We start from the raw sequence: 25,349 nt of genomic DNA, 5'->3' as shown, positions 1-25,349 counted from the left end.
TTAAAAAATGGCGGGGTTCTATCGCTGTGCGATAATGAATTAGAACTGATAAACCAGCCCTAATGCTACTACGTCATCGGTCTTCAAATTCAGCGGATTATTATCATTGAGCTGATTAATTTTGTAATCAACAAAGGCTGACATATTTTTGTTGAAGTAATAGGTTGCCGCTACATCAATATATTTCACCAGATCCGCATCGCCGATCCCCTCAATATCCTTACCTTTTGACTGGATATATCCCAGCGATGGACGCAGGCCAAAATCAAACTGGTATTGAGCAATAACCTCGACGTTTTGTGTTTTATTTGCAAGACCTTTCACGTTGGTATTCACCCCATTGATCTCTGCAGTCCCTGAAATAGGCGTCATATTTCGCGTTTCTGCATACATTGCGGCCAGGTAAACGTTATTAGCATCATATTTTAAGCCCCCCGTCCATGCATCCGCTTTATCCCCATGACCAAAAGCTAAATTCTGCTGATCTTGAGTACGATCGGAAGACGCATAGGCTGCACCGATAGAAATGCCATCGACAATTTCATAAGTCGTTGATAACGAATAACCATCGCCATTTTGCTTAGTAATATCGCGATCGTTTTCATTTTTGCCCTGATATTGCAGAGCAAAATTCAGACCGTCAACCAGCCCGAAGAAATCACGGTTACGGTAAGTTGCAACCCCCGTACTACGCCCTGTCATGAAATTATCGGCTTTGGTATAGCTATCGCCACCAAACTCAGGAAGCATATCCGTCCACGCTTCCACGTCATACAACGCACCATAATTACGGCCATAGTCAAACGAGCCAAATTCACTGAATCGCAGACCAGCAAAACCTAAACGCGTTTTGGTTCCCGTGGCGCCATCACTTTCAGCGCGGTTAGCGGCAATCTGATACTCCCACTGACCAAAACCCTGCAAGGTATCGCTAATTTGGGTAACACCTTTGAAGCCAAAGCGTACATAGGACTGGTCGCCATCCACCGACTGATTATCTGAAAGGTAGTGTTCAGCCTTTACGCGACCATACATATCCAGCTTATTGCCATCTTTATTGTAAACTTCTGCTGCATGCAAAACAGGTGTTGCCAAAGAAGCAACGGCCAAGGTCATCATCATTGCCAGCGCGCTTTTTTTCATTTTTTCATCCATCGAATGGTTATCTGCATTAAATTTGGTATGCCTTTCATCTCACTACCTCTGAAGGCGAAGATGTTTTACCGGATGGAGATGAAAATTTTATTGCAGAAATAATACTTCTGATGACATTGATTTAGGCTTAATGAATATATGGTTATTTCCCAGAAAAACTTTGGTTAATTAAGTACCTAATAAAAGGTCTTTGAAACGTTATTGACTTGGCGATTAATTCACCGCGCGACTTCTTGGCAGCACAACAGAAATATAAAAATGTTTGCTAACATTTTTTAAATTATCAAAAGCCTGATTTGAAGTAGACCTGCGACAAATGAGGCTATACTTCTGAGGTTTAGTTTCCTAGCTCGACTGTTATCTTGGTCAACTAAAACGCATGCCTCGAAGCGCAACGTTTTAAACTTATTTAAAACGTAAACGCGATATTTTAAAAAACACGTTTAAACACCATGTGCTTCAACACTCTTAAGGAATTTACCGATGAATACCTTGCTGATTGATGATGTGGCTCAGAGTTTGTTTCGCAGTGAAGTTTCGAAAATTATTGGTGAAGCCGTTAGCGATTTAGTCGGTGCCGAAGGCGATATCGTTTATGGGAAATTAATCAACTCACTTGCTCATTCCGCCGATCAGGAGACCAGCATAGAGCGCAAGACGTTATTATTGAGCGCTATCGATCGCTTGATCGGAGATGAAAACCTGCTGCGTCGTAAGCGATTAGTCGAAAGCAAATAATCCAGAGCGAACTCAGTCGTATGGGCCATGCTTAGCATCAAATGGCAACATAAACGTATCGGCAATCAGCGAGAACGGCACGTCCAGCGCAGTTACATAGCGCCATGGGCTGTCGCGTAAATCCCACTGCACTCCCGGATAATATTGGTATCCGTGCCCCTTCCCTACCGTTCGGCTAATGATGCTCCCGCAACCGCTGAGCGACGCAACACATACCATCAGCAATAGATATTTTAGCCATAAAGCTGTCATCGAAATGTCTCTCTATATACTCAATAGATTTCAGGCGGCAAGTGAGCCCCAATGAGCTTACATCAGTCAGTGATTAGGGCAGCAAAAGTAGCCAACGCATCGGAAGCCTGAAAGATGACGATTATAGTTCAAGCAATAAGCGGCATCGATGTATATATCAGTGGCGAGATGCTAATACCTGCGATAAGGTAAAACACAAGCGGCTCGGGGATTTTGTCGATGCTCTCTGAGGTAAGTGGTTAAATTTATAGCACTTAGCCTGACAAAACTAACCCACCAGCGAAAACAGGTTCATACTAGATCAGGTTACTTCGATCGCATCTAAGGAGACCGTTATGTCAGATCCACACCATATTGCCGAATGGGCGCGTCTACGTGAAACCTCTATCGAAATTGCACACGCCATTTTCGAATTAGCGAAGAACGACGAAGTTCTAGCACAAAAAATTTGGGACGAAGGCAGCGATGAAGTATTGCCTCTAGCGTTCTCTAAAACAGATAAAGATGAGTTATTTTGGGGTGAAGAGACTATTTTCCGCGCCAACGTATAATTCGTCTTTGCTCAGATAATGCCCGTTTATCGGGCATTTTTTTTCTTATCAACGTTAGGATCGCTATGCACCACCTCATGCTGGATATTGAAACGCTGGATACCACCCCGAGCGCGGTGATCCTCTCCATTGCTGCCGTATTTTTCGAGCCGTTGACAGGGGCGCTGGGCGAAACATTTGCTGCTCAAATTAGCCCACAAAAACCACAGCCTAACCGTACGATCAGCGCCGATACCGTCGCATGGTGGGCGCAGCAGTCTGACGCCGCGCGTAAAGAAGCCTTTTCAGGCACAGAAACCTTAAAGAAAACGCTGACGCAATTTAGCCGATTTATTCACATCAACAGCAGCGATAAAATTCATGTTTGGGGCAACGGTAAAGAATTTGACTGCAGCATACTCGAGCACGCCTATCAACAGTTGGAAATGGTCTGTCCATGGGATTTTTGGCGAACTCAAGACGTTCGCACTTTAGTGACGTTAGCCAGAACACTGGGCTTTGACCCAAAGAAAACACGCGCTTTCGAAGGGGTTCCGCATTTGCCATTAGACGATGCCTGCCACCAAGCGCGCTATGTCTCAGATATCTTCCGCTCCCTACGTGTGATACCGTCGGCGCTAGAAAGTCATCATTGATAGCTGATAAGTTCTACCTGCTTAACTGACCACAAAAACCATAAAATAAACCTATGCGAAACTATATTCTGCTCCTGCTCAGTCTTGTCTTATTTGGCCCTTTGGGGATAGATCTTTTCCTACCGACCATCCCCGCTATTGCCGCGGATTTTCAGGTTAAAAACGAAGTCATTCAGTCCACGATTTCACTGTTCCTGTTGGTGATGGGACTAGGACAGCTTATCGCGGGGCCTCTGGTTGATAAGTTTGGTCGGCGGCCTATCGCACTGATCGGCATAGCCCTGTATATCTTAGGCTCAACCGTCGCCGCGCTGTCCAACTCTTCGGATATTTTTGTGCTCGCTCGTGTCATTCAAGGATGCGCCGTATGCTGCACCGGCGTGGTGTGCTTCAGCGGTGTTCGCGATCGTCTGAACGGTAACGAAGCGGCGAAAGCATTTGGATTTCTCAACGGTACGCTAAATATCGTGCCAGCGTTAGCGCCGCTACTCGGCGGCATTCTGGCCGAGTTGTTTAACTGGCGCGCTCCGTTCTGGTTCCTGGTGTTTTATGCCGTCGTAGTTTTCGTCATTATCGCTATTTGGCTGCCAGAAACTCGCCCTGCCGACACTAAACCGGTGAAAGGTCTTCCGTTAAAACAATATGCTCGTATTCTAAGCAACAGTCGCTTCTTACGCTTTGCGCTGGTTAACGCTGGCGCGATGGGAATGGCGATTACCTATGTCTCCTTCGCGCCTACCGTACTCATGACTGACGGCAAACTTTCTCCGCTGGTGTTCTCGCTTATCTTTGGTGGTAACGGCTTTTGGATTTTGTTCGTCAGCCTCATCGCCAATAAAGTGATTCAACGTGCAGGCCGCCCGTTCTGCCTGATGCTGGGGACTCTGCTAATGGCATTGGGCTGCATCGGCCTTTTTGTGGGCATGCACTTGCTGCCAGTAGACGCCAGCCAGCACTGGCTGAGCTATATGCTGCCCGTAGCCAGCGCCTGTGCCGGTTTGGCCTTTATCATGGGACCTGCCACTAGCTATGCACTAGAGCCTTATTCTGACGAAGCAGGGATTGCGTCAGCCTTGGTTGGATTTGTGCAGATGGCGATAGGCTCCTGCATCGCGCTCGTCGCCATCGCACTGCCGATGGCAGCCAAACCCGCTTTAGCGCTAGTGATGCTGTTGGGGGCGGTGCTCGCGCTCTCCGCACGCTTACTGAGCAGCAAACTAAAGGGGCGCGTTAAATCGGTTCATCAAGCCTAATCGCCCTAAAAAAAGAGCGGAGCACCATGAGATGTTCCGCTCTTTTTTATTGAGCCAAGCAAGATACTTTTCCGTTATAACACCGTTACAGGCACTCTCGGGGCCACTGCACAGAGTAATTCATAACCAATAGTCCCTGCGGACTGCGCAACATCATCTACCGGCAGGTTTTGTCCCCACAGCTCGACAGATTCACCGACTTGCACTTCTGGCAACGCAGTTAAATCAATGGCGAGCATATCCATTGAAACCGTACCTAATAACTGAGTGCGCTGCCCGCTAACCCATACAGGTGTTCCCGATGTTGCATGGCGCGGATAACCATCCGCATAGCCGCAGGCCACGATACCTATTCGCTGAGGTTGTACCGCTTGATAGCGGCTACCATACCCAACGCTGTCGCCTGATTGTATGTTTTGGATAGCAATAATTTCGCTGCGCAAGCTCATGACCGGACGTAAGTGACTTTCTGCAATATCATGCCAGCGACCGGTTGGCGATGCCCCATAGAGAACAATCCCAGGTCTGACCCAATCGGCGTGCGTTGGTTGATGCCACAGCGTAGCTGCCGAATTTGCCAAACAGCGTGGTGCTGAAATATCGACGGCGGCCGCATTAAACGCAGCCAGCGGTGACTCCACGCCCAGATGGTTGTCGGCATTAGCAAAATGGGTCATCAACGTAATGTGATCCACGTTTGGCAGTGCTCGCGCGGAATGATAAATCGCCATCAATTGCTCAGGCATAAAGCCTAAACGGTGCATACCGGTGTTCACTTTTAGATAGATATCAACCGGCGCACTTAAACGAGCTCGCCCCAACATTTGTAACTGTGATTCATTATGGATTGTCGTGGTGAGACGGTATCTATCAATGAGTTGTAGATCCTGCGGTTGAAAGAACCCCTCTAGCAACAGGATTGGCCCCTGCCATCCCTGTTCACGCAGCAAAATCGCTTCTTCAATGTCGAGTAACGCAAAGCCATCGGTTTTTGCCAACGCTCGCCAAATACGACTTAGCCCATGCCCGTAGGCGTTTGCTTTGACGACTGACCAGATTTTAGCCTCTGGCGTCTGCTGGCGAATCTGATCGAGATTGTGAGTTAAGGCCGACAAATCGATGGTCGCACGAATGGGACGAGGCATAGCCCTCTCCTATAAAAATAATACGAAAATGCAGGTGAACCGCAGCCGTATAGAAGGAGTAACGATCCTCCCGCGTAATGCTGATCGTTTAAGAGATCGAGATACACGGGGCTAGCATTAACCGCTCCTGCGGCGTTTTTAATTGTTAGTGTGCGGTATGAATATCGCTTAGGCTACGTCCGCTCTGTTGGCGAAAAGATTTGTCATAGCGTGCGACAGAAAGATCTTCAGATGGAATCGCTGGCGTGACGCCTGAAATAATATCCGCCAACAATTGACCGGAACCACAAGCCATAGTCCAACCTAATGTACCGTGCCCAGTGTTTAAATAAAGGTTCTTGATCGGCGTTTTACCGACCATTGGCGTGCCGTCTGGCGTCATAGGTCGTAGGCCAGTCCAGAATTTGGCCTGTTCAATATTACCGCCGTTTGGATAGAGATCGCGCACAACCATTTCCAGCGTTTTACGTCTCGCGTCCAATAAATGTGTATTAAAGCCCACAATCTCAGCCATTCCGCCGACGCGGATCCGTTGGTCGAAACGCGTAATAGCAATCTTGTACGTTTCATCCAAAACGGTAGACACTGGCGCGCCGTCCGGACGCGTAATCGGAATAGTCAACGAATAACCTTTAAGCGGATAAACCGGTATCGCGAGCATGTCGTGTAACAGCGCCGTTGAGTAAGAGCCAAAAGCCACGACATAGGCATCACCAGTGATAACGTCGTTCCCGCATTGCACACCCGCAATCTGATTTCCCTGTTTCAACAGGCGATCGACCGGCGTGTTAAAACGGAACTCGACACCTTCACGCTGCGCCATTGTCGCTAACTGTTGAGTAAACAGCTGACAGTCACCGGTTTCGTCATTAGGCAACTGCAGACCACCAGTCAACTTATGCTGTACCTGCGCTAAAGCAGGCTCCACCGAGCCAAGCTCTGTGGCTTCCATTAATCGATAAGGAACGCCAGCGTCTTTCAGCACGTCAATATCACGAGCGGCATTTTCAAACTGTTGAGCGGTACGAAACAGTTGTAGAGTCCCTTTCTGGCGACCTTCGTAATGGATATTGGTTTCTGCACGTAGTGCTTTCAGGCAGTCGCGGCTGTATTCTGACAGGCGAACCATGCGAGATTTATTGAGCGCATAGTGCGAACTATCGCAGTTACGCAGCATTTGCCACATCCAACGTAGCTGATCGGTCGTGCCATCCAACCGAATAGCCAAAGGCGCATGGCGTTGAAACATCCATTTGATGGCTTTCAACGGCACCCCAGGCGCAGCCCAAGGAGCAGCATAACCGGGCGATATTTGTCCTGCGTTTGCTGCACTGGTTTCGAGAGCAGGACCATCTTGTCGATCCAGCACCACGACCTCATGACCAGCCCGCGCCAGATACCAAGCACTCGCAACGCCGACTACCCCACTCCCCAGCACGATAATACGCATAGACAACTCCACATCCCGATGGTTAAAAGCACAATATTCTGGTTACACAAAAATAACCAAATATAAAAATCTGACCAACAACTCTTACTGTAAATGTGAATGAAATCACGATTATTCCAATGTTGCGATATATCGACAGTGTTTTGCCTTCCGTGCTAAAACAAATTTAATTCATTGAAAAATAAAGAATTACAGAATGTAGATAATTACATATTTGCAACATTTAGTTTAAGCATATGACATTCGCGATGGCTTTGCTTTTATCTGGCTTTTACTTTATGTTGCGTAAATTTTTATCGCCGCAGCTAGTTCTGATTCATTAGCAACAAACCTCTCACTCTCTCTATTATTAAGTTGATACTTGGAATATAACGGTGATTTTCACTCTCACACTTATGGAATTCACCTCTGGACTTTTCCCTAGCTCAACCATCACCTACCTCACTAAAAACTATTTAAAACACAAAACTAAAAACCAACAATTCACCTAAATTGCGAAATAAAACTCCGACAAATTGCATTTTTATCGGCGCTGGATTTTCCCCCTCAGCGTACCAGCCGCCCTAACGCAGCAACTTTAAGTCACTGGTACAACGACAAAACATCTCGCTTTTTCTTCCTTGAGCTACGCTTGTTACAGGGTCTACATATCTGATAGATCCGCTGACAAAGAATCCACTGACAATCATGTTTTCGTCGGGAGATGCGCTAATGACTATTTCAACTCGCAAGCAGGCACGGGAAGCCGCCACACTAAGTGATGGCCCAGATTGGACGTTCCCGTTGCTACAGGAATATTTAGATCAAATCGATCGCGTCGCGAAGCATTATCGACTAGATACCTATCCGCATCAGATTGAGGTCATTACCGCTGAACAAATGATGGATGCCTACTCTAGCGTCGGTATGCCCATCAACTACACCCATTGGTCGTTTGGGAAAAAATTTATCGAAACCGAGCAACTGTATAAGCACGGTCAGCAGGGGTTGGCTTATGAGATTGTCATCAACTCCAACCCCTGTATTGCCTATTTGATGGAAGAAAACACCATCACTATGCAAGCGCTGGTGATGGCGCACGCGTGTTACGGGCATAACTCATTTTTTAAGAACAATTATTTGTTTCGCAGTTGGACAGATGCCAGTTCCATCGTCGATTATCTGCTGTTTGCCCGTCACTACATCAGCGAATGTGAGGAGCGCTATGGCGTGGATGAGGTCGAGCGTTTGCTGGACTCCTGTCATGCATTAATGAATTACGGCGTCGATCGTTACAAACGACCGCAGAAAATATCAATGGAAGAAGAGATTGCGCGTCAGAAGTCACGCGAGGCGTATCTACAAAGTCAGGTCAACGATTTGTGGAAAACACTGCCTCGTCGAGAACGCGAAGAACAGGCTGTTGAAGCCGTACGCTTTCCCAGTGAACCACAGGAAAATATTCTCTATTTTCTAGAAAAGAACGCACCGTTGCTTGAGCCATGGCAGCGCGAGATTGTGCGCATCGTGCGTAAAGTAAGCCAATATTTTTACCCGCAGAAGCAGACTCAGGTGATGAACGAAGGTTGGGCTACCTTCTGGCACTACACCATACTGAATCATCTCTACGATGAAAATTTGGTTAGCGATCGCTTCATGTTGGAGTTTCTGCACAGCCACACCAACGTTGTATACCAGCCTGCCTACAACAGCCCGTATTACAGCGGTATTAACCCGTATGCACTCGGTTTCGCCATGTTCCAAGATATCAAACGAATCTGTCAAAATCCGACAGAAGAGGATCGCCACTGGTTCCCCGCCATTGCCGGCTCTGATTGGCTAGAAACGCTGCACTTTGCCATGCGTGACTTTAAAGATGAGAGTTTTATCAGCCAATTTTTATCACCGAAACTAATGCGTGATTTTAGGCTATTTACGGTATTGGATGATGATAGAAACAACTATCTGGAAATTGACGCAATCCACAACGAAGAAGGTTATCGTCGGATACGTGAACAGCTTTCAGCCCAGTACAATCTCAGTAATCATGAGCCAAATATTCAGGTGTGGAACGTTGCATTGCGCGGTGATCGCTCCTTAACCCTGCGCTACGTGCCGCACAATCGGGCACCGCTGGATAAAGGTCGGCGCGAAGTGCTTAAACATTTGCATCGCCTATGGGGTTTTGATGTTTATTTAGAGCAGGTAAACGAAGAGGGGAACGTTGAGCTGTTGGAGCGTTGCCCCTCTCGCCCCAACCCGCTTTAATATTTTGGCACTTTAGCCGAATGCAAAAAGGGCGCTAGATGCGCCCTCTTTCTATCTTATTTGCGACGTGATCAACGACGAAGCAATCAACGACTAGCGACGACCTTCAGCCAAATCGCTTGGGATGGAACCCTGCATGCTATGCCAAATGGCACCGCTGTCTTTACCATAGTTACGCACATATTCCATAACTTTCTCGTAATTCTGCTCATGGCACAGCTGGCTCAGCTTGGCATAAAACGAAAGTGCAAGCTTACGCGCGTCAGGATTGGAGAAGTAATAGCGCCCTACGCGAGTGTATAACCCTTTTAATCCATTGAGGATTAATCCATAGATCGGGTTGCCCGAAGCAAATGCCAAACCACGGAAAATACCATAATCCAAATCGGTAAAGGCTTCAGCGTGATCTTCTACCGTTTCGGCTTGTGCCAAGATCTCTTGAACTTTATCAGGATGCTGACGAACCGCAGTGCGGATAAAAATAGAAGCGATGTTTGTGCGTACGGATAACAGGTTATCAATAAGCTGCGGAACGCTGTCGTGATCAAGGCGAGCCAATGTTTCCAAAATGTTTAATCCTGAGGTTTCCCAGAAATTATTCACTTTTGTTGGTTTACCATGCTGAATCGTTAACCAACCATCTCGCGCTAAACGCTGTAGAACTTCACGCAGAGTGGTGCGAGTGACACCAATAAGCTCAGATAGCTCGCGCTCTGCTGGTAAGATTGATCCAGGTGCAAAGCGGTTATTCCAAATACTTTCAATGATATACTCTTCTGCAAACCCTGCTGGACTCTGCGCCTTAATAACCATATTTTTGACGTTCCGTAACGACGATATTCCACTAATAACATAGCGCTCATCATACCAGATCGACTATGGCTGATATAGCATTGATGCTCGCGATTATACGAAACAATAGATCACTCATCACAAAAACCACCTCATCTCGCGGCGGTAATTATGTTGCATGCCTGCATTTCTATGTAAAAAACTCAATCTCTACTTAACACTTACGTAGCAAATAAGAATAAAACTCAATTAGATCTGGATTGATAGCTGGCATGAGAGTTAAAATAAAAATCGTTATCAATCATGTTCAGAGGACAGTATGGATCTTGCAGGTATTTTGATTAGCGCATCCTGTGTGTTGACGACTTCCGCCCTACTGGTGACGGTCTATGGTGGTAGCGGTATGCCACGATTTTTCCGCAAACCTCAGCCTAAGTCTGAACCACAATACCAACAGTCAGTCGAGGACTCAGCGCTAGAAGATGGCAAATCACCTGATGTTGGTGACCTCAATATTTCGTTGCCAGCCATGAGCGCAGTGGGCGATCTGAATATCGCTCTCCCTGTTGCTCAAACCGTGATCGGTGATATCAGAGAAGCGTACTAACATTTACATTTCTCTCTGGCATAGAAAGAAAACCACCCTGTCAGGTCTCACTCACAGGGTGGAAGAATCACTTCTTTTAAAACCGTCCTCAAATTTGATTAGCCCAGTACGTTAGTACCAAAGGCTCCTTGCCAGTCTTGCTCAAATTTCTCAACCGCTGACTGCACCGCAGGACTGAGCAGCATTTGCTCGGCGATATCAATAGGCAACGTAATGGCTTCGCAGCCCGCCAGCATGCAATCTAGAGCCTGACGAGGCGTTTTGAAGCTAGCCGCTAGCACGCGGGAATCAGGTGCATGCATTTTTAGCAACTGATGTAATTCGCGCACCATACCAATGCCGTCACCGCCCTGCGCATCCACGCGATTCACGTAAGGTGCAACATAAGCGGCTCCCGCCATCGCAGCCAGCAAGCCTTGACCTGCACCGTATACGGCTGTGCCTAACGTCGCGATATTCATCGTGTTCAGCTTCTTGATTGCCGCTAACCCTTCGGCCGTGGTGGGTATTTTCACAATAACGCCAGAGACCCGCTCGGTCATCATCACCGCTTCGGTGACCATACGCTCTGAGTCATTCGCAATGACCTGTGCAAATAGTTTACCCGTCCCACCCAGCGCATCTCGCAGCGCCGGCAGAACTTCCCACAGAGATTTGCCCTCTTTGGCAATGATGCTTGGGTTAGTGGTGACACCCTGTAATGGCAAAACGCGCGCCAATCTTTTCACCGCAATAACGTCTGCCGTATCCAGATACAGTTCCATTTACTTCCCCTCACGAAAATGTGCTCAACGTCTGATTGTGAACACTATAAAGCATTAAACCAATCTCTAGTTGATCAATGTCAAACTTACTTTCATTCGAAAGTGCATTAATCTTCGTTAGAAATATTTGCGCAATTAATACGCTTCGGAGTTCGCATGCTATTCAACCTGCAACGCTATTCCACTCATGACGGCCCAGGTATCCGCACCGTGGTATTTCTCAAAGGATGTTCTTTGGGTTGCCGTTGGTGCCAAAACCCAGAAAGCCGTTCACGTAAACGTCAGGTGCTGTTTGATGCACGTCTGTGTATCGAAGGCTGCCAGCTGTGCGAGCAATGTGTGCCACAGGCCATTCTTCATGGCGATAGCGGCATTGCGATCAACCGTGAAGCACTCAGTGAAACCGATTTAGATCGTTTACAAGAGTGCTGTCCCACTGGCGCGTTATCTGTGTGCGGTTCCACGCTGGATCTAGAAGAAGTGATGGCCATCGTATTGCGCGACGCCCCCTTTTATCGGCGCACTGGCGGAGGATTAACACTCTCCGGCGGCGAACCATTTATGCAACCCGAAGCCTGCTCAGAATTACTCAGACGTTGCCATGAACACCTGATCCATACGGCGGTAGAGTCCTGTCTGCACGTACCTTGGCACAATATCGAACCCAGTCTTGAGTACCTAGACCTGCTACTGACCGATCTTAAACACGTCAACGCAGAGACCTTTAAGCTGTGGACTGACGGTTCTGCAAAACGCGTTATGGATAATTTTCGTCGTCTTGCCCAGCGCGGTGTAAACATGACCATCCGCGTCCCCCTTATTCCCGATTTCAACGCCGATGAAGCCTCTATTCGCGCCATTACCGATTTTGCCGCTGAAGAGCTTGGCGTTAAAGACATTCATTTTTTGCCCTACCACACCCTTGGTATTAACAAATACCGTCTGTTAGATATGCCCTATCTAGCCGCGGACAAACCATTGGATAACCCAGAGTTACTCGACTTTGCGCAGCAATACGCCCGCGACAAAGGTCTAACGGCTCTGTTACGAGGATAATGCTATGACTCAACTTGATTTGACTACGCTGTCGCCACGCATTCGCGCACATAAAGAAACTCTGATCCATATTGGTAAACCGCCGGTATGTACCGAACGCGCTCAACACTACACCGCAATGTATCAACATCATCAGGATAAGCCGTTACCCGTTCGCCGCGCGCTGGCGTTGGCTCACCATTTGCAACAGCGCACGATCTGGATCAAACACGATGAATTAATTATAGGTAATCAGGCCAGCGAAGTCCGTGCCGCGCCAATATTCCCAGAATACACCGTCAGTTGGATTGAGCAGGAGATCGATGAGTTAGCCGATCGTCCTGGCGCAGGGTTCTCTGTTTCAGCAGAAAACAAAGCGGTATTACACAAAATTTGCCCATGGTGGCGTGGACAGACGGTACAAGACCGCTGCTACGGTATCTTTACCGATGAGCAGAAAGCATTGCTAGCGACGGGCATTATCAAAGCTGAAGGGAATATGACCTCCGGCGATGCCCATCTGGCGGTGAATTTTCCGTTGTTATTAGAAAAAGGTTTGGATGGACTGCGTGAAAAAGTCGATGAGCGTCGTGGCCGTTTGCAGCTCACAGACTGGGATGACTTGCATAAAGAGCAGTTTCTTAAATCTATCGATATCGCATTAGCCGCGCTGAGCGAGCACATTTTACGTTATGCTGAATTAGCGCGAAAAATGGCGAAGCAGGAAACCCGTGCCGAGCGCCAATCTGAGCTCATTCATATCGCTGAAAACTGCGAGCTGATTGCCCATCAGCCACCGCAAACATTCTGGCAGGCACTCCAACTCTGTTATTTCATCCAGTTGGTATTGCAGATTGAATCCAATGGTCATTCGGTTTCGTTTGGCCGCCTCGATCAATATCTCTATCCGTGGTACCGACGCGACGTGGAGTTAACTCAACATATCAGCCGTGAATTTGCGATTGAGCTTCTGCAAGGTTGCTGGCTGAAACTGCTCGAGGTGAATAAAATCCGTTCGGGGTCTCACTCTAAAGCGTCTGCGGGAAGTCCGCTGTACCAAAATGTCACCATAGGCGGACAAACACTGCTAAACGGACAGCCGTGTGACGCGGTTAATCCCCTCTCCTATGCGGTGTTGGAGTCTTGCGGCCGTTTACGCTCAACGCAGCCAAATCTCAGCGTCCGCTATCACGCGGGAATGAGTAATGATTTTCTTGATGCCTGCGTGCAGGTCATTCGCTGCGGCTTCGGTATGCCTGCGTTTAATAACGATGAAATTGTGATTCCAGAATTTATCAAGTTAGGCGTTGAACCGCAGGATGCCTACGATTATGCCGCTATTGGCTGTATTGAAACCGCCGTCGGCGGCAAATGGGGATATCGCTGCACCGGCATGAGTTTTATCAACTTTGCTCGGGTGATGCTCGCCGCGCTGGAGCAAGGACGTGATGCCACCAGCGGCAAAGTTTTCCTCCCTCAAGAACGCGCCCTGTCGAAAGGCAATTTTGATGATTTCGATCAGGTCATGCAGGCATGGGACGAGCAAATTCGTTACTACACGCGCAAATCCATCGAAATCGAATGTGTGGTTGATACCGTGCTGGAAGAAAATGCGCACGACATCATTTGTTCCGCGCTGGTTGACGACTGCATAGAAAGGGGCAAAAGCGTGAAGCAAGGCGGAGCTAAATACGATTGGGTATCCGGTCTACAGGTAGGGATCGCCAATTTGGGTAACAGCTTAGCCGCCGTGCGTAAACTGGTGTTTGAGCAAGGCGCCATTGGTCAACAACAACTGGCCGCCGCATTGGAAAATGACTTTGATGGTTTAGACGGAGAACTGCTGCGTCAACGCTTGATGAACCACGCCCCTAAATACGGCAATGACGTGGATGACGTCGATAATCTGCTGGTTCGCGCTTATCAAACCTATATTGAGGAGTTGAAGCAATATCACAATACCCGCTATGGTCGCGGCCCTATCGGCGGCACCTACTACGCAGGGACATCGTCCATTTCCGCCAACGTGCCTTTTGGTGCAGCCACTCAAGCCACGCCGGACGGACGCAAAGCCAACACACCTTTAGCCGAAGGCGCTAGTCCAGCATCAGGAACCGACCACCTAGGACCAACAGCGGTATTTAACTCACTGGCTAAATTGCCAACCCAAGCAATACTGGGCGGCGTATTGCTGAATCAAAAATTGAACCCGGCAACGCTCGAAGCTCCTCGGGATCGTGAAAAGCTGATGCTGATGTTACGCACCTTCTTCGAAGTCCATCGCGGCTGGCACGTTCAGTACAACATTGTTTCACGCGAAACGTTGTTAGAAGCCAAAGCGCATCCAGAGCACTACCGCGATCTCGTTGTTCGCGTCGCAGGCTATTCTGCCTTCTTTACGGCCTTATCTCCTGACGCTCAGGATGATATTATCGCCCGTACCGAACATACGCTTTGATGTGTGGCGACTCACCTCTGAACCATCGGTGGCTGCGGCCACCGATGTGATGCGACGCTAAGCCAAGGAACTCATGAATTCAAGACAGCAAGCCATTCTGCAATATGTTAACGATCTACGCCGTGTCAGCGTGGCGGATTTGTCACGTAATACCGGCGTTTCAGAAGTTACGATCCGTCAGGATTTGAATCTGTTGGAAAAACGTAACTACCTTAAGCGCATACATGGCTACGCCGTTGCCTTTGAGAGCGACGACGTTGATGCTCGAATGATGATTAACTTCACGCTAAAACAGAAGCTTGCTGCCTATGCCGCCTCGTTGGTTAACGATGGCGAGACCATTTTCATCGAAAACGGCAGCACCAACGCTCTACTGGCTCGCTATTTGGCAGAACGCAAACGGGTCACGTTAATCACCGTCAGTACCTATATCGCCCACTTATTAAAAGAAACCGAGTGTGAGGTCATCCTGATGGGCGGATTATATCAAAAGGGAAGTGAAACCATGGTTGGGCCGCTCACCCGCCAATGTATTCAGCAGGTCTATTTCAGCAAGGCTTTCCTGGGAATTGACGGCTATCATCCCGAAACCGGTTTTACCGGACGCGATATGATGCGCGCCGATGTCGCCAACACGGTGCTAGCCAAGGGCGTGGAAAATATCATACTTACCGACTCATCAAAATTTGGGCAAATTCATCCTAATCCGCTGCAACCGCTGAAGGCTATTTCCCGAGTCATTACCGATTATCGCCTTGCCGATGGGTATAAAAATCATCTTAAACAGCAAAATATTCTTGTTGATACTGTTGATGAAGATCAGGCCATGCTATGAGTGAAATAACGTTCAGCCGTGACCAAACGGCCCACATGGTGGATAAACTGCAAAAGTATCTGCAGCGCGAATTAGACGTGGAAATCGGCGATTTTGACGCTGAGTTTTTGCTGGATTTTTTCGCCAAAGAGCTCGGCGCTCATTTCTATAACCAAGGTATGGCAGACGCACTACGCGTGGTGGAAGAAAAAACTGAAAGTCTGGTTGATACTTTAACCTGGCTGCAAAAGCCGATTGATTAACTTAGCGAGGCAGACATTCTGCCCCGCTAAATCTATGCATTAGTATTCAGAGTTGACGATAACCTCTTCCCCCAACGCACCGGCCTTCGGCAACGGCTGGTAGCTTGAGTTTGAAGCACGCAACACGCGGATGCCTCGGATCCCAACATCACGAGCCGCGTTGATGTCTCCATCAGAATCACCGTAGTAAATCTTAATCTTCTTGTCCTTAATCCAATTCACCTTGGTATTTTGCCCGGGCAAATCGCCTGCAAAGATCACCGAATTCATACTGGCAGCCGGAATTGAGAAATCGTCGCGCAGCGTCTCTGTCACCGTTTCAGTTTTCGTTGGGCTGCGTCCGGTGATGAAATAGATGCTATCCCCACGTTTAAGATGCATGGCGATCAAATCTTTGCCCACCTGCTTTGGCATACTGAAACTGTCCCAGCCGTTGTTCATCTTTTCCCAAAACTCAGGATTCTTCAGATAGCTTTGATCTTGTGGCGAATATTCCTTCTGTCCACGATAAAAACCGGGGCTGGAAAAAAGTACGGTATCGTCAATATCAAAGCCGACTGCCATCGCAGGAATGCCTTGTAAACTGTTCTCAATCTGTTCTACGGACACCCAGTGGATTGGCATTTGGTGCGCCAATTGGGCCACGGTCACCCCAGCATTAAGCGGCGTATCCGTTGATATCTTTGCTTGTACCGAGTGGTTTAGACCAATCACAAGAGCGATAGCACTGAGTGCCAAGGTAATCTTACGCATGGAGGATCCTTTTATTTGTTGTTTTTCACATAAAATTGCTTCTATACCCAAACTAAAACATCGCCAATGGAGCGTTGCACAGCCAAGTTATCGCTAGTTTACCTAGGATCTTTATCACAATGAGGTTTCATAATATGCAGCATAAACATTAGAAAATGTGCACTGGCTCGAATTTGGCATGCTACGCAGAAGCATAAACCGGAGGCGGTTCGCAGATTCAGGGAAAATGTGGCGATAACGACTGAGAAATCAAAAAATATTGCTTGTACAGTATTGCGTTAGATTTACAGCAACTGTATATATATACAGTATATTATGAATGCGGAGGCGACCATGCGCATTGAATTAACTTTGGATAAACGCAACAAACTCCCAGAGGGTGCTCTGGAAGCATTAAACCATGAATTTTCTAAGCGAGTAAACCATATCTATCCTGATACCGCTGTACAGGTACGAATGACTAACTCGAATACGCTGACCGTTATGGGTGGCTTAAAAGCGGATAAAGAACGCATCGAGGAAGTCCTGCAAGAGACGTGGGAAAGTGCCGATGACTGGTTCGATAACGGATTTAGCGAATAACTCAATTCAACAGCATAAGAAATATCCAATCTTGTGCCAATAATAGGCCTAGTTCACTGCCTGTAATGGGTGACAATAGGCTATGAGTTCCATCTCCGTTAGCCATAGGCTATTTCTACGGATATCTGCGGATATAATAAAATACGTAGGCCGGGAGTCGCTTCCCGGCTTTTTTTTACCTAGCGCTAACGACATTTTTCATTCACCGAGCTTACAACACGGCCTTTCGCTACGTGGAATCAAACGCCCCTGTAATAACAAGATCAGCGTTTTAATCATCAGCAACGCGATCACCCCGTTAGTGAAAATAAACATCGGTACAGCAAGCGCTGAGAATAGACCGTCCTGCTCACCCACGCTGAGGTGCAAAGCAGTGGTCGCGAGCGCTGAGATACCAAATGAAAAACTCCAGAACGACGCGTTAAACGGCTGTTTTAAATACCAAGGCATCAGCCTGAACATAAAAATCAGCTGCAACAAACCGTAGCCAAACAGCATTTTGGCGACAAAATCGGTGTGCCCGCCGTTGACGCTGAGATAGGCACTGCATGCCACCAGCGCAGGCGCTAGCTGGATCCCTAGCGAGGTTCGCACCGGTTTTGCCATCTCTCCGTGGCTACGCATACGGTGTAGAATTGCGGGTTCTAGACTCAGCCATGAAAATACGCCTGCGCCAAAAAACATGATTCCCAGATCGTGAAAACCCAACGCCCCACACGCCATAGCGCTGATGAAATTATTCGCGACCGTTGGTAAATATAGCCCTGGAGTGGTGGCCTCTGCCGGATGCTCGCCACGCCATAATCCCGCACTTTGCCATGCGGCGTAGCACAACTGCACGCATGCTCCTACAAAAAATAGGATATCGGCTAAAAGACGCGTCTGTGAATAAGCCGCTAGCCCAATGGATACCAGCATGGTCGTCGCCGGAAAAAGGCTGACAAAACTACCGGTCAGTGGATGGCGCATTTCGGCAACAACCAACGAGGGATAACGTAAAAGGCGGTATACAAAAGCGAACGCTAAGCTCAACCAAATAAGCGTGGCGACCGCCACTAGCCCTTCCCCTATGAAAGGCGAAACCGGCCAGATCGTTGATGCGTAACGCCACGCAAACCCCATACCGATGATACCCAGCACCATACCAAAGTATCCCGCGGGAATATTGATGACTTGAGGAGCTCGCTCAAGCGTCGAAGGATGCAAAGAACTATTCATAAAAATCTTAACCAGCCAAAAACGGGACGCAAATTATAGCGGATACGGCTTTGAACGGATCGCCGTTCATCCTACAAAAGCGAAAAGTAGCATTATTTTTACGAGTTATGTCTTTTGTTCATCCTCATAAATCTCCTTTGTCTGATGGTATTGGTATAAAAGAGTGGTCTACGCTTAACTTCAACATGTGGTTTAGATTTCATACCCTAGGACATTTGCCAGAGGAGCAGCAGTAATGAACAGCGACAACCCTGAACATGCAATGACATTTGGTGAGCTTCTAGAACTGATTCACGATCAGCAGCGGAGAATCAATGTATTGGAAACTGCCTTTTCCTATTTGGCATTCGGTCTCGAGAAAAAAAGCTGCCAATTGCTGACTCATAGCTTGAAATTAGAAGCCAACAACCAAACCTATGATGAAAAGACGCAACAGTATTTCGCCAAACTTGCTGAGCTGTTTGAAATGCGTAATTCAGGAATGGGGGACATTCCGTCTACTAACAGCGATCGCGTCAGCTAAGTCGATTTTTAGCCAAACCGATATCACAAAACTTTTTTAGTAAAAGAACGCAAAAAAGGCGCCATTCAAACAGTTAGATGCGTATACTGAAAGTGCCCAGTCATTATGGGCCACATAGATCCTGGTTAGTAGCTCACGACAGTCACTATGTTATAGGGGGTCTTTATGAATGGAAAAGATGAAGTAATTCAGACACACCCAGTAGTTGGTTGGGATATTAGTACTGTTGATAGCTATGATGCTCTAATGATTCGCCTGCACTATCTTTCTTCACGCGATCAAGATCCTGAGAAAGCGGAAGTGGATCGCACGCTGTGGTTAACCACTGACGTGGCGCGGCAGCTCATTGACATCCTTGAAGCCGGAATTGAAAAAATAGAGTCCTCGGAATACCAAGACATTGATTACCTCAAACATTAGTATATTTTTGCAACGCTAAAACACCGCCCCTCACAAGGCGGTGTTTTTTTATCTTTCGATTGCCCTACGCCTTCGGTGCAGAGGTTATCATCAGGTTGTAAAATAGATTATAGATGTTGTGAATTCCAAATGATTGAAACAACACAATACTGGTTTCGAACAATAATGGCGCAATCATGGAAAAAGCCATGACACGGAGGATCCCCTATGAAGTACGATTTAGCTATCATTGGCTGTGGCTCTGTCGGTGCAGCAGCCGGCTATTATGCCGCTATGTCCGGCCTCAACGTCCTCATGCTCGATAGCCATACCCCGCCCCATCGTCATGGTAGCCATCATGGTGATACTCGTATTATCCGTCACGCCTATGGTGAAGGTGAGAAATACGTTCCATTAGTGCTTCGCGCACAGCAGCTTTGGGAGAAACTGGAGGACGTGTCCGCCGTCCAACTTTTCCATCGTAGCGGTGTACTTAACATCGGCCCTGCTACATCTGAATTCATGCGTAACGTAGAAAACAGTGCGACGCACTATCAGCTCAATGTTGAAAAAATGAACGCCAGCCAGCTACAACAACGCTGGCCAGAATGGAGTGTCCCCGATGACTACATCGGCATATTAGAATCCAACGCGGGATATCTGAAATCAGAATTAGCCGTTGGACTATTGAATGAGAAAGCGGCTGAGGCGGGAGCGACATTGCATTTTAACTGTCCGGTGACTGCCATTACCCCTGAGCAGGACGGCGTTAAAATCTCTACCGCCGAGGGTGAATTCAGCGCAGCGCGGGTCGCAGTAACAGCGGGAACATGGGCAAAAACATTGCTACCTGAACTTCCTATGACGCCGGTGCGTAAGGTTTTTTCTTGGTATCAGGCTGATGGGCGCTATAGCGAGAACAATAAATTCCCCGCGTTTACCGTTGAAACTCCCGATGGAGATCAGTTCTATGGTTTCCCATTCAACAACGATGGATTGAAGCTCGGTAAACACAACGGCGGCCAACCGCTCAGTGGACCTGAACAACGACGTCCGTTCGGTTCAAATCCTCAGGATGGTAGCGAAGTTTTCGGCTTTTTACGCCGATTCTTACCTGGTGTCGGCGTTTGTTTGCATGGTGAGGTCTGTACTTACGATGTTTCACCCGATGAAGATTTCATTATCGATACTCTGCCAGACGCCCCTCAAATCAGCGTTGTGACGGGTTTAAGCGGTCATGGTTTCAAATTCGCTACCGTTCTCGGCGAAGTTATCGCACTACAGGCTGCTGGGAAACCGGTTCCGTATGATCTTTCCGCGTTCAAACTTAATCGTTTCTAATTTATTGCCTATCTGCCCGCATGCCTATGCGGGCAAGTATTAATGAAATTCATCGATATCCAGTCAGATTGTTATTTTTAAATTGACAACCACGGTTTAAAACCACTAAGTTATAAGGGATTTGATTATATAAACATTAGTGCTCGACATAACACGTTATTTTCAAGGATGATGAATGAACGTATTAATTGTAGACAAATGTCTCTACACACGAATAGGTATTTCTTGTTTTTTTTCAGAAGCGCCCGCTATAAATATTCACCATGTGAATTCAGTCATTGATGCTTCCGAACAAAATGATATGCCTAACCCCGATGTTATTCTGGTAAATCTGACAGATTATTGTCGAATTAATGGGCAGGACTCAACGTTACTCCATTTTTTCACCCAGTTCTCTTCGGCTAAAATATTCATATACATCGATACCGAGTATCCGAACAGCGCCAGACCCGTGATACTAGACAGTCATGTCTATATCATTAATAAACAAAACTTAATCCCGTTACTAGTCACCCTGTCAGACCTTCACCTTAAGCCTAACCTGCAAAAAACGTTACAGCAATATTTTGGCGATTACCCTGTGCTCACTGAACGAGAATCCTCTATCATCCAATATTGGATGGAGGAAATGCCTAACTATAAAATTGCACGTAGACTCAATATATGCAGTCGCACAGTTTATGTTCACAAGCAACATATTACCGAAAAGATGCATGTTAGAAATCGTCTTGAGTTTTGCTATCTCTATAACGTTATCAAGTATGTTATTTTTCCAGCACCAGCAAGAATAACGACAGCTTAATTCAAACTTAAAAAGCCCGAACAATCGGGCTTTCTTATATCAAACTCGTTTATATCGTGATGTAAATTATTGCATACTTATTTATACAACAATTAAATAATGCAATGCATTAATTTACAGTACTTTGGTTATTTTGTAGAACAAGGTCATGCTCTTTTCGCTGACGGCGTAAGCGTAGCTTATGGATCAGTGCCTTAGCCTCAGCCTTCGTGGCAACGGCAGGAGCCGAGCCGCGTAGCGGTTTACGTGCGGTTTCTCGCATAAACATCACCGTGATCGCACCAATCACACCAGCCCCCATCAAATAGTAAGCAGGTACCAGATGATTACCCGTGGTAGACACCAACCATGAGGTAATCAGCGGCGTAGTACCGCCAAACAAAGAGACGGAGATATTAAAGCCGACGGCCAACGCGCTATAGCGTGTTTGTGTAGTGAACAACGCAGGCAGTGCCGATGGCATCGTCCCACTAAAGCAGGTATGCAATACGCCTAAAATCATGAGGCCAGCGAACACCGCCCACATACTGCCAGTACCAATCAGCATCAACGATGGAATAGCCAGTACAATCAAACCAAGCGCACCAAACATAATCACCGGTTTACGTCCTAACCGATCGTTCCAGTGCCCCCACAGTAACGTCAGCGGCATCATGATAAACATCACCACCATAATCAGCATCAGGCCACTCAATTCACTCAGGCCTAACACGCCGGTTAAGTAACTCGGCATATAGGACGTCAGCATATAGTTTGAAACGTTAAACAACAGCACTAGGCCGATACATTTCAGCATCTGCTGCCAGTAGGTTCCCATCATTTCGAACAAGCCCATTTTTGGCTTGCTCTCTTCGATAGCTTCCTGCTTTTCCATATGTTTTTGGAACGCTGGTGTTTCCTCCAGCTTCAGGCGGATATAAAGGCCAAATAGTCCCAAAGGTGCGGCAATAAAGAACGGAATTCTCCAGCCCCAAGCAAGCAAGGTTTCCTCTGGCATCGCCGCGGTTAAACCCGTGACCAACATCGCACCAAGCAAATAACCGCCAAAGGTGCCAAACTCTAACCAGCTCCCCATAAATCCGCGGCGTTTGTCCGTGGAGTATTCCGCGATAAAGGTCGCCGCACCACCATACTCACCGCCGGTCGAAAAGCCTTGAACCAAACGAGCAACCAGCAGCAATATAGGCGCCGCAATACCAATACTTTCATAGCTAGGGATGAGGCCGATACAGAATGTCCCTACCGCCATCATAATCATGGTGAAGGCCAGCACCTTCTGACGACCGATTCTATCGCCTAAGGGACCAAAGACCATTCCGCCCAATGGACGAACTAAAAATGCCGCAGCAAAGGCGGCGAAAGTCGCAATCAACTGTGCCGCGGGACTTCCGCTTGGGAAAAAGACTTTACCGATGGTGACGGCTAAAAAGCTGTACACACCAAAATCGAACCACTCCATAGCATTACCTAACGCAGCTGCGCCAACAGCGCGCTTGAGCATGCTGCGGTCTACGATAGTGATATCATCGACGGTCATTTCTGGTTTTTGATTTGTCTTCTGGTTTTTACGCCAGAAAGCGAGATGTGAAGAATGTGGTTGCGCGCTATTCTCTCGCGAATTGGATACGAGTGTATCTTTAGGATCAGTCATAGTTACCCTTGATGTGCATTAAATTAATTCTCAGCAGCACCATAGATTTCGCGTCCCCGTAATTACGGCTTAATCACATTTAAGGATCGCAGCGTGAGGCGAGATCTATGCAGCAGCGTTAACGAAAACTCGTTAATTTTACCCGTGAAATTATTGTATTAATTATCGCTCCTTAGCTGTTTTTTTATTTCTTGCTTGGTCTTTACATATCTTTATATTGACACATTTTAGTGACATTGGTCAAGTTTTTGACTTTTTGTCTAAGATAACTCACCACTAATTTCCTGACGTTACCAATCTAGCCGATTCAGATTAATATCTATATATTTCAGTTAATTAAAATAAAATCATCGCCATTTATAAAGCATAAAAAACGGTAAATCACACGCTAATTTCAGTAAGAAATATGCCTCTTTTTCTGAGGATAATGGCAGGACGAATTGACAAAAAATGACAACTTTATCAAGCAAAAATACCGTTCAAAATAGTCACAAAAAAGTGATGATAAATATCCGTGTCACATTGTGATTTGAAATATAAAAATTTATAATTTCCGCAACGACATTTTTGAGTAGCACTCATGTTTGACAAATTAATTCAGATGATTATTAACAATGTTCGTAGCCATCTGGTCTTTTATTTCGCTTTTGCTACTCCTGTTAGATATTTACCTTTTCTACGCTTAAAACCGCCGTTTTGCCGTCTCCCCTTCACGAATAGAAGGGGGCAAGCAGAACAGCGAATGTCTAAGATGCTTTCCTCTCGTCAATACCTTCCCCCAGTAAAACGGCAAACCGAGAGCCAACCGGAGTCAGCTCCAGAAGAATTTTCACCACAATAGTTAGCGGTACTGAAAGCAACATGCCTATCGGACCCAGCAGCCACCCCCAAAATATCAATGATAGAAATACCACTAGCGTCGATAACCCCAAACCACGCCCCATGACTCGTGGCTCCAGAATATTGCCAAACACCATATTGATGGCGATATACCCTGAAGCCACCATGACTGCATCACCAAAACTGTTAAACAACAGCGCTTGAATAACCGGTGGAATAGCGGCAATCACCGACCCAATATTCGGAATATAGTTGAGAACAAAGGCTAAAACCCCCCACATCATGGCAAAACGAATGCCCATCAGATGCAGCATGAGCCATACCACTACCCCCGTAATCAGGCTGATCCCCGTTTTGAGCGCCAGATACTGCGTTACACCGTCGAGCGCACGCTGAATACTCCCCATCCCTGCATCGGCGTTTGATAGGGATTTGCGCAATTTATAGGGCAAATGAGGAACTTCCATCAGCATAAACACCACGGTCATCAGCAACAGAAACAGGCTCGACATGGCGCCCGATAGCTGCGTAACTATTCGTGTCGCCATATTCATCACCACGCCGGGATCGAAATGGTTCGCCAACTCTACAGCTGAAAAGTTTAAATTTAATCGCTCAGCAATATGCTGCAAAGCCACCAATTTGCTGGCGAGCATTCCACGATATTGTGGCAAGGTTCGGCTAAAGTCATTCAGCGATGCTCCCAACATGCCAATCATTAGCGTCAAACCTAGAATAATGATGACCAACACCAGTCCCACCGCGGCGGAACGAGGCAGGCGTAGCTTCATTAAAATTTTTACTAGCGGGTTGAGAATGATGGCCAGAAACAATGCCAGAAGAAATGGCACAATAATCTCTGATGCGGCGCGAACGCCGGCCAAAATAATGACTAAGGCTGAAGCCATAATCGCGATACGCGTCCCCTGAGCGCTCAGTACAGTTCGGGACATAGTATTTCCTTGTATAAATGCATCCTGATCGGCGCGTTCCGCCCCCAATCTTGCTAACCCAATATTTTTTGCCAGCTGTCTCTATTCAGAAACCCTAACTCGTTATAGATTATCGCAAGAAAGCTTCT

General features: G+C 47.1%; 25 protein-coding genes. 15 read left to right on the top strand and 10 right to left on the bottom strand.

What is annotated here, in order from left to right:
• Positions 1-39: 39 nt before the first annotated feature.
• Positions 40-1,143, bottom strand: coding sequence for a porin OmpC (gene ompC / locus M988_RS08165; RefSeq protein WP_064573677.1), 1,104 nt, complete (start codon positions 1,141-1,143; stop codon positions 40-42).
• A 495-nt stretch (positions 1,144-1,638) separates the two neighbouring features.
• Here ompC and M988_RS08160 point away from each other — a divergent pair, with 495 nt between their 5' ends.
• Positions 1,639-1,893, top strand: a complete 255-nt coding sequence (locus M988_RS08160; protein ID WP_008813750.1) for a hypothetical protein — start codon at positions 1,639-1,641, stop codon at positions 1,891-1,893.
• A gap of 12 nt (positions 1,894-1,905) precedes the next feature.
• Here M988_RS08160 and M988_RS08155 read toward each other — a convergent pair whose 3' ends face one another.
• Positions 1,906-2,145 (bottom strand): YceK/YidQ family lipoprotein, encoded by a 240-nt coding sequence (locus M988_RS08155; RefSeq protein WP_008813751.1) that lies wholly within the window; start codon positions 2,143-2,145, stop codon positions 1,906-1,908.
• A gap of 335 nt (positions 2,146-2,480) precedes the next feature.
• On the opposite strand from M988_RS08155, the gene M988_RS08150 reads away from it, so the two are divergent.
• From M988_RS08150 to M988_RS08140, 3 genes are all read left to right on the top strand, one after another.
• Positions 2,481-2,696 (top strand): YccJ family protein, encoded by a 216-nt coding sequence (locus M988_RS08150; RefSeq protein WP_004093025.1) that lies wholly within the window; start codon positions 2,481-2,483, stop codon positions 2,694-2,696.
• Positions 2,697-2,761: 65 nt separating this feature from the next.
• Positions 2,762-3,331 carry a 3'-5' exonuclease gene (locus tag M988_RS08145; protein WP_039186423.1) on the top strand — a complete coding sequence of 190 codons (570 nt, stop codon included), beginning with the start codon at positions 2,762-2,764 and terminating at the stop codon, positions 3,329-3,331.
• Positions 3,332-3,384: 53 nt separating this feature from the next.
• Positions 3,385-4,584: a multidrug effflux MFS transporter gene (locus M988_RS08140; protein ID WP_008813753.1), complete on the top strand. Its 1,200-nt coding sequence runs from the start codon at positions 3,385-3,387 to the stop codon at positions 4,582-4,584.
• 74 nt (positions 4,585-4,658) lie between these two features.
• Here M988_RS08140 and dadX read toward each other — a convergent pair whose 3' ends face one another.
• Together dadX and M988_RS08130 are read right to left on the bottom strand one after the other, a co-directional pair.
• On the bottom strand, positions 4,659-5,729 hold the full coding sequence (gene dadX, locus M988_RS08135) for a catabolic alanine racemase DadX (RefSeq protein ID WP_064573630.1): 1,071 nt from the start codon (positions 5,727-5,729) through the stop codon (positions 4,659-4,661).
• A 145-nt stretch (positions 5,730-5,874) separates the two neighbouring features.
• Entirely contained in the window at positions 5,875-7,179 is a 1,305-nt protein-coding gene (locus tag M988_RS08130) for a D-amino acid dehydrogenase (protein WP_039186419.1), read from the bottom strand.
• A gap of 711 nt (positions 7,180-7,890) precedes the next feature.
• Between M988_RS08130 and M988_RS08125 the strand changes: the two genes are divergently transcribed.
• Positions 7,891-9,426 (top strand): SpoVR family protein, encoded by a 1,536-nt coding sequence (locus M988_RS08125; protein WP_008813756.1) that lies wholly within the window; start codon positions 7,891-7,893, stop codon positions 9,424-9,426.
• Positions 9,427-9,519: 93 nt separating this feature from the next.
• On the opposite strand, the gene fadR is transcribed toward M988_RS08125, so the two are convergent.
• Positions 9,520-10,239 carry a fatty acid metabolism transcriptional regulator FadR gene (gene fadR / locus M988_RS08120; RefSeq protein ID WP_004093015.1) on the bottom strand — a complete coding sequence of 240 codons (720 nt, stop codon included), beginning with the start codon at positions 10,237-10,239 and terminating at the stop codon, positions 9,520-9,522.
• A 298-nt stretch (positions 10,240-10,537) separates the two neighbouring features.
• Here fadR and M988_RS08115 point away from each other — a divergent pair, with 298 nt between their 5' ends.
• On the top strand, positions 10,538-10,825 hold the full coding sequence (locus tag M988_RS08115; protein ID WP_064573628.1) for a hypothetical protein: 288 nt from the start codon (positions 10,538-10,540) through the stop codon (positions 10,823-10,825).
• A gap of 98 nt (positions 10,826-10,923) precedes the next feature.
• Here the strand turns inward: M988_RS08115 and fsa are convergent, their stop codons facing one another.
• The gene (gene fsa, locus M988_RS08110; protein WP_004093003.1) at positions 10,924-11,589 is read right to left on the bottom strand and encodes a fructose-6-phosphate aldolase; all 666 of its coding nucleotides are present in this window, start codon (positions 11,587-11,589) and stop codon (positions 10,924-10,926) included.
• A gap of 156 nt (positions 11,590-11,745) precedes the next feature.
• Between fsa and M988_RS08105 the strand changes: the two genes are divergently transcribed.
• The 4 genes from M988_RS08105 (at position 11,746) to M988_RS08090 (ending at position 16,159) form a co-directional block, all read left to right on the top strand.
• Entirely contained in the window at positions 11,746-12,645 is a 900-nt protein-coding gene (locus M988_RS08105) for a glycyl-radical enzyme activating protein (RefSeq protein ID WP_064573626.1), read from the top strand.
• Positions 12,646-12,649: 4 nt separating this feature from the next.
• A complete protein-coding gene (locus M988_RS08100) occupies positions 12,650-15,082 on the top strand; it encodes a formate C-acetyltransferase/glycerol dehydratase family glycyl radical enzyme (protein WP_039186413.1) in 2,433 nt (810 codons plus the stop codon).
• Positions 15,083-15,155: 73 nt separating this feature from the next.
• Positions 15,156-15,917 (top strand): DeoR/GlpR family DNA-binding transcription regulator, encoded by a 762-nt coding sequence (locus tag M988_RS08095; protein WP_008813762.1) that lies wholly within the window; start codon positions 15,156-15,158, stop codon positions 15,915-15,917.
• On the top strand, positions 15,914-16,159 hold the full coding sequence (locus tag M988_RS08090) for a DUF2164 domain-containing protein (RefSeq protein WP_008813763.1): 246 nt from the start codon (positions 15,914-15,916) through the stop codon (positions 16,157-16,159). Before M988_RS08095 ends, M988_RS08090 begins: the two co-directional genes overlap by 4 nt.
• 39 nt (positions 16,160-16,198) lie before the next feature.
• Here the strand turns inward: M988_RS08090 and aphA are convergent, their stop codons facing one another.
• A complete protein-coding gene (gene aphA, locus M988_RS08085; RefSeq protein WP_004092994.1) occupies positions 16,199-16,912 on the bottom strand; it encodes an acid phosphatase AphA in 714 nt (237 codons plus the stop codon).
• 333 nt (positions 16,913-17,245) lie between these two features.
• On the opposite strand from aphA, the gene dinI reads away from it, so the two are divergent.
• Positions 17,246-17,494, top strand: a complete 249-nt coding sequence (gene dinI, locus M988_RS08080) for a DNA damage-inducible protein I (protein ID WP_008813764.1) — start codon at positions 17,246-17,248, stop codon at positions 17,492-17,494.
• Between the two features lie 198 nt (positions 17,495-17,692).
• On the opposite strand, the gene tehA is transcribed toward dinI, so the two are convergent.
• Complete coding sequence (tehA, locus tag M988_RS08075) at positions 17,693-18,712, bottom strand: dicarboxylate transporter/tellurite-resistance protein TehA (RefSeq protein ID WP_008813765.1); 1,020 nt, start codon at positions 18,710-18,712, stop codon at positions 17,693-17,695.
• Between the two features lie 235 nt (positions 18,713-18,947).
• Between tehA and M988_RS08070 the strand changes: the two genes are divergently transcribed.
• The 4 genes from M988_RS08070 to M988_RS08055 all read left to right on the top strand — a co-directional run bounded on the left by M988_RS08070 (position 18,948) and on the right by M988_RS08055 (position 21,777).
• Positions 18,948-19,235, top strand: a complete 288-nt coding sequence (locus tag M988_RS08070) for a hypothetical protein (protein WP_039186407.1) — start codon at positions 18,948-18,950, stop codon at positions 19,233-19,235.
• Positions 19,236-19,400: 165 nt separating this feature from the next.
• Positions 19,401-19,655, top strand: a complete 255-nt coding sequence (gene bssS / locus M988_RS08065; RefSeq protein ID WP_004092990.1) for a biofilm formation regulator BssS — start codon at positions 19,401-19,403, stop codon at positions 19,653-19,655.
• A gap of 207 nt (positions 19,656-19,862) precedes the next feature.
• Complete coding sequence (gene solA, locus M988_RS08060; RefSeq protein ID WP_064573624.1) at positions 19,863-20,975, top strand: N-methyl-L-tryptophan oxidase; 1,113 nt, start codon at positions 19,863-19,865, stop codon at positions 20,973-20,975.
• 175 nt (positions 20,976-21,150) lie between these two features.
• Positions 21,151-21,777 carry a LuxR C-terminal-related transcriptional regulator gene (locus M988_RS08055; RefSeq protein ID WP_039186403.1) on the top strand — a complete coding sequence of 209 codons (627 nt, stop codon included), beginning with the start codon at positions 21,151-21,153 and terminating at the stop codon, positions 21,775-21,777.
• A gap of 109 nt (positions 21,778-21,886) precedes the next feature.
• Here the strand turns inward: M988_RS08055 and proP are convergent, their stop codons facing one another.
• Both proP and M988_RS08045 read right to left on the bottom strand, forming a co-directional pair.
• Positions 21,887-23,428, bottom strand: coding sequence for a glycine betaine/L-proline transporter ProP (proP, locus tag M988_RS08050; RefSeq protein WP_008813769.1), 1,542 nt, complete (start codon positions 23,426-23,428; stop codon positions 21,887-21,889).
• A gap of 746 nt (positions 23,429-24,174) precedes the next feature.
• On the bottom strand, positions 24,175-25,221 hold the full coding sequence (locus M988_RS08045) for an AI-2E family transporter (protein ID WP_039186400.1): 1,047 nt from the start codon (positions 25,219-25,221) through the stop codon (positions 24,175-24,177).
• Positions 25,222-25,349 lie beyond the last annotated feature (128 nt).

This window comes from Hafnia paralvei ATCC 29927 (assembly GCF_001655005.1).
GTDB lineage: Bacteria > Pseudomonadota > Gammaproteobacteria > Enterobacterales > Enterobacteriaceae > Hafnia > Hafnia paralvei.
Note: the sequence above shows the minus strand (reverse complement) of the source record. Positions and strands in the feature narration are given on the sequence as shown.